This window comes from Mycobacterium sp. IDUB_19 (assembly GCF_055419445.1).
Genome location: NZ_JBVAXR010000008.1, coordinates 161,065 through 170,149 on the forward strand (window position 1 = coordinate 161,065; position 9,085 = coordinate 170,149).

The 9,085-nt window shown below is 64.4% G+C and carries 14 protein-coding genes; 7 read left to right on the forward strand and 7 right to left on the reverse strand.

The features are described 5' to 3' along the window. Nucleotides 1–29: 29 nt before the first annotated feature. Nucleotides 30–494, forward strand: coding sequence for an SRPBCC family protein (locus tag ACZY0B_RS09665; protein ID WP_463763864.1), 465 nt, complete (start codon nucleotides 30–32; stop codon nucleotides 492–494). A 33-nt stretch (nucleotides 495–527) separates the two neighbouring features. On the opposite strand, the gene ACZY0B_RS09670 is transcribed toward ACZY0B_RS09665, so the two are convergent. Continuing rightward, nucleotides 528–899, reverse strand: coding sequence for a nuclear transport factor 2 family protein (locus ACZY0B_RS09670; protein WP_463763865.1), 372 nt, complete (start codon nucleotides 897–899; stop codon nucleotides 528–530). Nucleotides 900–964: 65 nt separating this feature from the next. Here ACZY0B_RS09670 and ACZY0B_RS09675 point away from each other — a divergent pair, with 65 nt between their 5' ends. From ACZY0B_RS09675 to ACZY0B_RS09685, 3 genes are all read left to right on the forward strand, one after another. After that, nucleotides 965–1,501, forward strand: a complete 537-nt coding sequence (locus ACZY0B_RS09675; protein ID WP_463763866.1) for an NUDIX domain-containing protein — start codon at nucleotides 965–967, stop codon at nucleotides 1,499–1,501. 30 nt (nucleotides 1,502–1,531) lie between these two features. Then, complete coding sequence (locus tag ACZY0B_RS09680; RefSeq protein ID WP_463763867.1) at nucleotides 1,532–2,062, forward strand: pyridoxamine 5'-phosphate oxidase family protein; 531 nt, start codon at nucleotides 1,532–1,534, stop codon at nucleotides 2,060–2,062. 63 nt (nucleotides 2,063–2,125) lie between these two features. Then, the gene (locus tag ACZY0B_RS09685) at nucleotides 2,126–2,659 is read left to right on the forward strand and encodes an Rv2253 family sensor-like surface protein (protein WP_463763868.1); all 534 of its coding nucleotides are present in this window, start codon (nucleotides 2,126–2,128) and stop codon (nucleotides 2,657–2,659) included. Nucleotides 2,660–2,678: 19 nt separating this feature from the next. On the opposite strand, the gene ACZY0B_RS09690 is transcribed toward ACZY0B_RS09685, so the two are convergent. Continuing rightward, nucleotides 2,679–2,978, reverse strand: coding sequence for a DUF732 domain-containing protein (locus ACZY0B_RS09690; protein WP_463763869.1), 300 nt, complete (start codon nucleotides 2,976–2,978; stop codon nucleotides 2,679–2,681). Nucleotides 2,979–3,313: 335 nt separating this feature from the next. Between ACZY0B_RS09690 and ACZY0B_RS09695 the strand changes: the two genes are divergently transcribed. Beyond that, the gene (locus tag ACZY0B_RS09695; RefSeq protein ID WP_463763870.1) at nucleotides 3,314–3,964 is read left to right on the forward strand and encodes a DUF1345 domain-containing protein; all 651 of its coding nucleotides are present in this window, start codon (nucleotides 3,314–3,316) and stop codon (nucleotides 3,962–3,964) included. A 30-nt stretch (nucleotides 3,965–3,994) separates the two neighbouring features. Here ACZY0B_RS09695 and ACZY0B_RS09700 read toward each other — a convergent pair whose 3' ends face one another. From ACZY0B_RS09700 to ACZY0B_RS09715, 4 genes are all read right to left on the reverse strand, one after another. Beyond that, complete coding sequence (locus tag ACZY0B_RS09700; protein ID WP_463763871.1) at nucleotides 3,995–4,429, reverse strand: hypothetical protein; 435 nt, start codon at nucleotides 4,427–4,429, stop codon at nucleotides 3,995–3,997. Between the two features lie 211 nt (nucleotides 4,430–4,640). Further along, a complete protein-coding gene (locus ACZY0B_RS09705; RefSeq protein ID WP_463763872.1) occupies nucleotides 4,641–4,988 on the reverse strand; it encodes a DUF732 domain-containing protein in 348 nt (115 codons plus the stop codon). A 97-nt stretch (nucleotides 4,989–5,085) separates the two neighbouring features. Then, nucleotides 5,086–5,655, reverse strand: a complete 570-nt coding sequence (locus ACZY0B_RS09710) for a TetR/AcrR family transcriptional regulator (RefSeq protein WP_463763873.1) — start codon at nucleotides 5,653–5,655, stop codon at nucleotides 5,086–5,088. Between the two features lie 8 nt (nucleotides 5,656–5,663). Continuing rightward, complete coding sequence (locus ACZY0B_RS09715) at nucleotides 5,664–6,653, reverse strand: NAD-dependent epimerase/dehydratase family protein (protein ID WP_463763874.1); 990 nt, start codon at nucleotides 6,651–6,653, stop codon at nucleotides 5,664–5,666. Between the two features lie 94 nt (nucleotides 6,654–6,747). Here ACZY0B_RS09715 and ACZY0B_RS09720 point away from each other — a divergent pair, with 94 nt between their 5' ends. Beyond that, nucleotides 6,748–7,560: an SDR family NAD(P)-dependent oxidoreductase gene (locus tag ACZY0B_RS09720; protein WP_463763875.1), complete on the forward strand. Its 813-nt coding sequence runs from the start codon at nucleotides 6,748–6,750 to the stop codon at nucleotides 7,558–7,560. A gap of 73 nt (nucleotides 7,561–7,633) precedes the next feature. Here ACZY0B_RS09720 and ACZY0B_RS09725 read toward each other — a convergent pair whose 3' ends face one another. Then, on the reverse strand, nucleotides 7,634–8,422 hold the full coding sequence (locus ACZY0B_RS09725; RefSeq protein WP_463763876.1) for an SDR family NAD(P)-dependent oxidoreductase: 789 nt from the start codon (nucleotides 8,420–8,422) through the stop codon (nucleotides 7,634–7,636). A gap of 55 nt (nucleotides 8,423–8,477) precedes the next feature. On the opposite strand from ACZY0B_RS09725, the gene ACZY0B_RS09730 reads away from it, so the two are divergent. Then, nucleotides 8,478–9,044 carry a carboxymuconolactone decarboxylase family protein gene (locus ACZY0B_RS09730; protein ID WP_463763877.1) on the forward strand — a complete coding sequence of 189 codons (567 nt, stop codon included), beginning with the start codon at nucleotides 8,478–8,480 and terminating at the stop codon, nucleotides 9,042–9,044. The last annotated feature ends 41 nt before the right edge of the window (nucleotides 9,045–9,085 follow it).

Here is a 9,085-nt window from a genome sequence, read left to right on the forward strand (position 1 = left end):
TGAGGTCGCCGCAGTGGGATACTGTGCGCATGCCCACAGCCAGGAGCGGCCAGCACAGTATCGACATCGCCGCGCCTCCCGACCGCGTGTACGACCTGATCGCGGACATCACCCGGATGGGGGAGTGGAGCCCGGAGTGTTATCGGTGCGAGTGGCTGGACGGGGCAACGGCGGCGGCGCCGGGCGCACGCTTTCGCGGGTACAACCGGCTCGGCCCGCTGCGGTGGAAAAGAACCGTCTTGGTCGATACTGCCGATCGGGGCTGCGAATTCGCGTTCACGACCGTCAACGACGGCGCCGATCGTGAGGAAACACGGTGGCGCTATACGTTGGAGCCGTCGTCGTCGGGAACGTTGCTCACCGAGTCGTTTCGGTTCTTATGGTGCTCAGTGCCCAGCAGATTGGCCGAAGCGGCCATCCCCAGGGGCCGTCAGGTGAACCGGGGGATCGAGCAGACATTGCGGCGCATCAAACGTGTCGCCGAGACGGCATAGAGATCGTATTTCCTTCGTCTGCAACGCCTTGCGCTACAGGACGCGAACGTCGGAAGGCGACCAGAACGCCCGCATCGACGTGATCCTGGCGTCATCGTCGAATGTCATCAATGAGATGGGCGAGATCCGGGTACGGCTGTCGCCGGCGTCGAGCGTGAGGTGCCAGAAGAACGCCGCCTCGTTGCCGCCGACGCGAACTTCGGCGAGTTCGGTCTCCTTCTTGGCATCTTGGAACGCCGCGTAGAACTCGCGGACCGCGTCCTGGCCGCGCCGCACCTCGGATCCGGCCGGATCCTCGATGGTGGCGTCGGCGGTGTAGAGGTTCACAATCTCGTCGGTGGCGCCGTTGGCGACGTGCGCGAGATAGCTGTTGACGGTTTGGGTGATGGCTTCGTGGGAAGGCATGGTTTCGGACGCTACCTGCTCGTCATGGCCGTTGCGTCGGGTTGGTCGCATTCATACTGGGCGACGTGCCTTTCATCGAACGCCTCGCGTCGCGCGAGATCTATCGGAACCCGTGGCTGATCTTCCGGGAGGACGACATCCGCCGGCCGGACGGCAGCCCCGGTATTTATGCCGTGGTGGACAAACCGACGTACGCGCTGGTGATGCCCTACGACGGCCGCCGGTTCCGGCTGGTTGAACAGTTCCGCTATCCGGTCGGCGCGCGCCGCTGGGAGTTCCCGCAGGGCACCGCACCCGATTTGGCCGACGCCGATCCCGCCGAGCTGGCCGCGCGTGAACTCCGCGAGGAAACCGGGTTGAGCGCGACGTCGTTCGAGGCGCTCGGTCTGCTCGATGTCGCTCCGGGAATGACGAGTCAGCGCGGTTGGGTGTTCCTGGCCACCGGGATCTCCGAAGGAGAGACCGAGCGTGAGCACGAGGAGCAGGACATGCGCAGCGAGTGGTTCTCCCGCGAAGACCTCGAGGAGATGATCCGATCGGGGGTGGTGGCCGACTCGCAGTCCGTCGCTGCCTACGGCCTGTTCCTGCTGCACGGGCGATGAGTTCTTGGGCCGGCATCGGTCAACACTGGCATGACGATCACAGCGCACAATCTCGACGGGTACGGGGCGCCGACGATTGAGTGGGCCCGCGTCAAAACGGTGCTGGACGGTCAGCTGACGCAGGCGCCGGACAGCGGTGGTCCGCAACGACATACGGCGTGGCTGACAACAATCAATTCCGACGGCAGTCCGCAGGTGCGGCCGGTGGGGGTGATTGCGCACGCCGGCAGCTGGTATTTCACGTCCGGATCCGCGACCCGGAAATCTCGTAACCTGGCCCGCGACGGCAGATGTGCGGTCAGCATCGCTACCGATCAGTTCGATCTGATCCTCGAGGGCGCGGCCGAAAGGATCAGCCATGGCAGTGAATTAGACTCCGTCGCTGAGGCTTTCGCCCGTGGCGGATGGCCCGCCGAGGTCGCCGGCGACGCGCTCACGGCCGAGTACAGTGCTCCTTCGGCGGGCCCGCCGCCGTGGCATGTCTACCGCGTGGGCGCGTCGACCGTTTTCGCGATGGGCACATCCGAACCATTCGGCGCCACGAAGTTTCACCTGCACTGAGGCAGCTCATTACGGCGCGATCGTGTCCGTGCCGAGATCGCATCGCGTCGTCGAATCCGCACCATGGACACGGTGTGTTCACGTTCGAGGTTCGGCCGCCAGCTGGCGACGGCGCTAGGCGTCGTCGCGATCCTTGGCGCCACTGTGGTTTCGGCGCACGCGGCCACCCCGGTGTGGAATGGCAAGTACTCGCTGGTGAGATACGCCGTGAACAAGACCGGCAGCAGCGTTGCGGCCGGTCAAGCCGAACCCACCTTCAGCGCCGACTACGTCTTCGTGACGTCGTGCTCGTCGGGCAAGTGCGTCGCGACTGCCACGAACGGGCCCGTCCCCAAGAACCCGACGTTGCCCCAGCCGTCTCACTACGTTTGGGACGGAGCAAGGTGGGTGGAGCACTTCGACTTCCAGTGGGATTGCTACCTGGGGGAGGGCGTCCCGAAAGTCTGGGCACCCGCGACGTCGTGGGCGTTCTACACGCCGCAACCCGACGGGACGCTGCGCGGCACCTGGCACACCGACATCACCAGCGGCCCGTGTCGTGGCACCGTGGAGATGCCGGTGGCGGCGTTTACTGCGTCGTCAGTGGGCTCGCAATGACGGCGGCCCAGTCGCACTGTTAGGGGCAGTAGTTGGATTCCGCCGCGCTCACCACGCCGGTCGCGTCCGCGAGGCTGATCCCCGGGTTTTTGCTCTGCACCACCTGGGCCAGCTGGTCCGGGGTTTCGCCGGCGCTGCGGTCCGCGCAAATCAGGTGACCGAGCTGGATCAGCGCGTCCTTGTCCCCGGTGAGGCCGATCTTGTGAATCTGGGCGAGGTAGGAGTCGTCGTCGGCGACGGCAATCCCGGTACCCACGGTCAAAGAGACGGCAGCAATAGCGGGGACGCTCAGTAAGCACAGTTTGCGAGCAGAAATCACGATCGGCTCCTTGTTTGGGAGGGGCGGTACAACGGCATCATTATGCGGTCCGCGAAGCGGGCGCGCGCGGCGAATTGACGAAGCGGGCAAAGTCTGACGCCACGCTCGTCGGCGAGCCGCTCGGCCCGAGATCGGCTGCGGCGCCGTGGGGCGGCAAAGCAGACTCGGGAATTCATCGAAAGCGGTTGGGGTGCGCAGCAAATGGCCTGGTTGCGATGCAAATTCCCATTCGTCCCCAGACTCGTGAAATAGTGACCGGCTGCAATCATGTCGTTTTGGGAGTTTCTCCCGAGTGTCGCTATCCGACGACGTGTACTGATGGTTAGGTCGGGATGGTGACGTCCCTGGTGAAGTTGTTCCGCGACACCGTCGCGGTTCGGATATCGGTTGCCGTGGTGCTCGGTGTTGTCGTTGCCATCACGGTGGGTAATGCCTTCAGCTGGCGCTTCGCGCTGGCCGGTTGGGTCGCCGCCGCCGGCGTGTATGTGGTGTGGACGCAACTCATCTTCTTTGGAATGGATGCCGACCAAACCCGTGTCTGGGCGACGCGGGAGGACCCGACCCGCTGGCTCGCCGACGCGGTGATCCTGTCGGCAAGTGTCGCAAGCCTGGGTGGGGTCGGCTATGTGGTCGTCGCCGGGTCGCGCTCCGGCGCCGAAGCCATCCAGGCCGCGATCGCGGGCATTCTGACCGTTGCGGCCTCCTGGTTCGCCGTCCACACGTTGTTCACCGTGCACTACGCGAGGCTCTACTACTCCGGCGATCCCGGCGGGATCGATTTCCATGACCCGGAGCCGCCCCGATTCCGGGACTTCGCGTATGTCGCCTTCACCGTCGGCATGACCTACCAGGTGTCAGACACCGAGATCAATCTGACGTCCATCAGAGGGACCGTGTTGCGGCATGCGCTGATTTCGTACCTGCTGGGTGCGGTGGTTCTCGCGGTCACGATCAATTTGATCGCGGGGCTGAGCTCCAAGGTGTGATCCACGCCGAGCGTCTCAAACCGGCTGTCGTTAGCCGATTTTCGTGAGGGTAAAGGTGTCGTGCGGGTCGCTGAGACCGCAGGGTGCACTGCTGTCCAAGAAGATCGCAACCCCGGTGAGCGTCAGCGGGTCCCACGACTGGTTAACCGTCACCGTATGCTGGCTGAGATCGTTGCTGCATATCGCGGCCTCCGGGATCGTGCGCGTCACGGTGTACTGGCCGTCGATGAGCGGGGCGTTGAATCCTTGTCCGGGTGCGGTCCACACGTGCGCGACGCAGACCTGCCTACAGGTGGTGTTGATGGTCCAGGTTCCGGTATCGCCGTCCTCGTCCGCGTACTGGTAGATCCCGTTCATCTTCAGATTGTCGGCCGTGGCCAGTGGCTCGGCCCAGGCGTTTGGCGCCGGCAGGGTTGCCGTGCCGGCAACAAATGCCGTCGCCGCGATGGCCGTACCGATTCTCATCTTTGTGCCCTCATGTGTTGTCTCCCTTGGCCGCTGGCCACCTGAGGCAAACGTATCTGCAAACTCGTGCAGATCCCCCGATGCTCTGGGACGCATATCGAATTGAAAGACAGATCGGCGAGTGGGCCGAATGGTTCTATGAAATTGGCCAGCTTTGAGCCGCGCGGCGTGCCACGCGGGATTGCGCCACGGCGAAATCTGCTGACAGCGCTCAGCAGTGCGGAGCCCAGCACCTCTGGTTAGGGCAATAGGTCGCGTGCGCGATGCCGACCATGGATCCGACGTCTCCGACCGCAATGCCTCTGGGGTCCAAGTTCGCGTGGACGTCCCGGGCAATCTGGTCTGGCGTCCAGCCCCAGCCGAGGTCATCGCAGATGAGCTGCGCCATCCCGATCAAGGCGGCATCGTGTCCGGGCGGCCAGCTGAGGCCGGCGGCGCGCAATTGAGCGAGATATGCGTCATTGACCGGGTCGGCAGTCGAAAGGGGAGCACTTGCAACCAGGGCGGCACCAACCATTGCGGGGACGATCATTCTGGCCAGCCAGCGAGATGAGGACATAGCTGGAGTGTGCGGTGACAAAGCGGCGCGCACATGAAGAAATAGAAAAAATCGAGCTGCGAGAACCTTGGTCCCCGACAGGATTCGAGCCCGGCGATCAGCCGCGGGCGGCAAGACCGGCGGCGGCACGGATCTGTCGGCGGGCCGCGGCACGGTCGGCCTCGGGAAATATGTAGTGGCTCAGGGCGGTTCGCGCGATGGCGCCGGCAAGGTCGCGTGGATCCACCGCTGCGGCGAGGGCGCCCTCGCGGCCGCAGCACTGCAAAACCGCCACCAGTCCTTCGACGAGCATGGGTAGCGCTGCGGCCATCTGGTCGTGCGCGAAGCCCGGCTCGAGGTCGAGCAGCCGCCCCGGCGGCTGAGCCTCGAGGAAGGTTGCGACGACGTCGACCGCGGCTTCCAACCGTGCGACGCCGACGACTCCGGACATCGCTTTGTCCATCGCCGTGGTGAAGCGACGGCGTTCGCGCTTTCCCATCGCGTCGATGAGGTCTTCTTTGGACACGAAGTAGCGGTAGATGGTGGGCCGCGATACCCCGGCCTGGGTCGCCACGTCCGACAGCGACAACTTGCGAGCACCGGTCCGGAACAGCAGCCGCTGGGCGGCGTCCAGGATTCGATCGGCCAGATCTCCATGATCTGAGCCGCGCGGTACGGCGCTCGACACGGCGTCCTCTACAGCTTGCCGAGTTTGCGTAGCCACGAGATCAACAGCCGCAGTCCGTCGTCGAAGGACATAGGCGCATACCCGAGGCGCCGGGTGGTCAAGTTGTCTTTGCTTCTGGGCTTGCGTTCGCTGCGGGCCGCGGCCTTCGCGATGGCCATCAAGGTAGGCCCGAATTCGGCGGTCAGCGCCTCGGGATCCGTGCGGTAGTCGAGATCCTCGACACGGTGCTCGATTCCGGCGACCTCGCAGGCGCGGTTGATGCCGCCGGCGGTACTGAAGGTGTCTTCGGGACGGCCGACCAACAGGTAGCGCTCACCGGACACGCCCTTGTCCAGCGCGGCGATCGAGCCCTTGGCGACATCCGCTCCGGCGACCCAGGTCACCGGAAAAGCCAGATAGCGCTTGATCTTTCCGCGCATGCCTGCCAACAGCACCCGATTGAAACTGGTGCGGTGCAATGCGCGTTCGACGACCAGACCAGGACCGTAGATCGCCCCGGGGTGGCACGTCAGCACGTCGTCGCCCGCGGCCGCGCGCCGGTGGGCTTCCAGGAAAGCGGCGAGCTTGGTGACGGTGTAGGGGTCGTTGGGTGGGTTTTGCAGAACGGGCGCCTCTTCGAAGTCGAGGCCGGTGCTCAAGTCGAGGAAAGTGGCGGTGCTCAGGGCAACGACCCGACGCATGCCATGGGCTTTCGCTGCATCCAGGACGTTCGTGGTGCCGACTGTGTTGACAGCTTTGAAGTCCTCTAGGTCCTGACTCGCGCCGCCCAGCAGTGCCGCGCAGTGGATCGCCGCCTCGGCGCCCTTGGCCGCGTTGACAACATCGTCGGCCTCGCTGATGTCGCCCTTGACCAGTTCGACGCCGATCTCGGCCAGCGCCGTTGCGTCGTCGGGATTGCGCACCAGGGCGCGGACGTGGTCGCCCCGCTCGATCAGCTGCTCGCAGACGTTGCCGCCGGTCTGACCGGTCGCGCCGGTGACGAAGATCGTGCTGGCCATCGCGGCCTCCCTTGGGTCTTACTACGCGTTACATATCGAACATATTTAGTGAGAACTGTAAACCTTGAAGTGGGATTGTTCTATATTTAAATCCATGACACTCGATCCCTCAAGCGTGCTGCTGACCGACCGCGTCGCTGTTGTCACCGGTGGCGGCGCAGGCATCGGCCGGGGCATCGCGGCAGGGCTGAAGGCATTCGGCGCACGGGTGGCGATCTGGGAGCGCAACCCCGACACGTGCGCGGCCGCCGCCGAGGAGATCGGTGCTCTCGGCATCCCTGTCGACGTCCGGGACAGTGCCGAGGTGGATGCCGCGCTGGCGCAGACCGCTGGCGAGCTCGGGCCGGTGACGATCCTGGTCAATAACGCCGGTGGAGTCTTCTGGTCGGGGATCCTCGACACCACCGAGAACGGGTGGGACGCCCTGTACAAGTCCAACCTGCGCCATGTGTACCTGTGTACGCAGCGGGTGGCCCGCAACCTTGTCGAGCAGAAACTGCCTGGCAGCATCATCAGCGTCACGTCGATCGAGGGTGTCCGCGCCGCACCCGGTTACGCGACCTACGCGGCGGCCAAGGCGGGCGTCATCAACTACACCAAGACCGCCGCGCTCGAACTCGCTCCCTACGGCATCCGGGTCAACGCGCTGGCCCCCGATATCACCCTGACCGAAGGCATCAGGCAGATTGCGCCGCCGGGCTCCGAGCAGCGGTTCGGACTCACGGTTCCGATGGGGCGCGCGGGCCACGTCGACGAAATGGCAGGCGCGGCAGTGTTTCTCGCGTCCGACATGTCCAGCTACATCACTGGTCAAACGATCCACGTCGACGGCGGCACCCATGCCGCCAGCGGCTGGTATCACCACCCGGAGACCGGCGCCTACGCGCTGGGGCCGACAACTCAATAGGGCGAGAAAGAAATTCGTTTAATTCACATCCGCTGATAGCAATAGCGCTTGTGTCGGTAAAGGCTGCAATTATTTAATCGCCCGTCTTCATCGCGACATGCGCCGACATTCCGCCGTCGATCGAAATCATTTGTCCGGTGATGTAGCGGGACTGCTCGGAAGCCAGAAAAACAACGAGTTCTGCAACGTCTTGGGGTTGTCCGACATAGGGCGTCAGCGTGGCGCGGCCCAGGCCGTCGATGATGTCCTCGGACAGGTGCGCGCGCACGGCGTCGGTGAGGATCAATCCGGGCACGATGGTGTTGGCCCGTATGCCTTGCTTGCCTTCGCTAGTCGCCACGTACATCGTCAGGGTGTGCACCCCGGCCTTCGAGACGCCGTAGGCCAGGCGGGTCCGGTCACCCGACAGGGCCGCGCCCGACGACATGTTGACGATCGAGCCGCCGCCGCGTTTCCGCATCTCCGGAATGGCGTATTTGCACATCAGCAGCTGACTTCCGAGATTGACCTGCAACGACCGCTGCCACACGTCGAGCGAAATCTCGGTGACCGTGGTGTCGCGGGACAAGAAGCTGCTGGCGGTCAGCGCCGCGTTGTTGTGCAGGACATCGAGCCGGCCGAACTCTGCCACCGTGGCAGCCACCACGGAGCTGGCCACCTCTTCCTCGGCGAGGTCGCCGCCGAGGGCGATCGCGTGAGCCCCGGTCTGCCGAATCTCGTTGGCGACGTCGTTAGCCTTTGCCTCGTCGATATCGACGACGGCGACGGCCGCGCCTTCGCGGGCCAATTCGTGCGCCGTCGCCGCACCAATCCCGCCGGCACCTCCGGTGACTATCGCGACTTTTCCGGCAAGTCTGGACATCGAGTTCTCCCGCTCGCTTCTTCTCAGTGATGCATAAAAAAGATAGTCTGAATTAATGCCGCGTATTGCACCAATTCCGATGGAAGAGCTCAGCGCACACTCCCGCGAAATCGTCGACGCCGGCGTTGCCGCCGGGCTCTATGCGACGCCGGTGCCCCTGCAGATTTTCGCCTATCGCAGCGCACAGCTCGACCAGGTCAATATGGCCAGAACCCACCTCGGTGCCGGCACGCTGCTCGGCGGCCGGATCCTGGAGTTGCTGCGCATCCGCAGCGCCCAACTCGGCGAGTGCGAACCCTGTAGCCAGTCGCGCAAGCATGACTCGATCACTGATGAGGACGTCGTCTGCCTGCTGGCACCGGGCCATGGCACGCTGACGCCGCAGGAGCAGATGGCCGTCGAGTTCATCGACCTGCTCTCCGCCGATCATCACGCCATGGACGACGAGTTCTACCAGCGGTTGGGCGAGCATTTCACCGCCGCACAGATCATCGAGCTGGGGTTCACCTGCGCGGGCGTGATGGGATTGCACCGCTTCATCCACACCCTCAATGTGTACGGCGACTCCGCGCCCGTCATCGAATACGGCCGGGATCAGGTCGACAGCGCTAAGCCGGTGTGAGGGTGCCAAGTCGATCCTTCAACGATGCCAACGCATTCCAT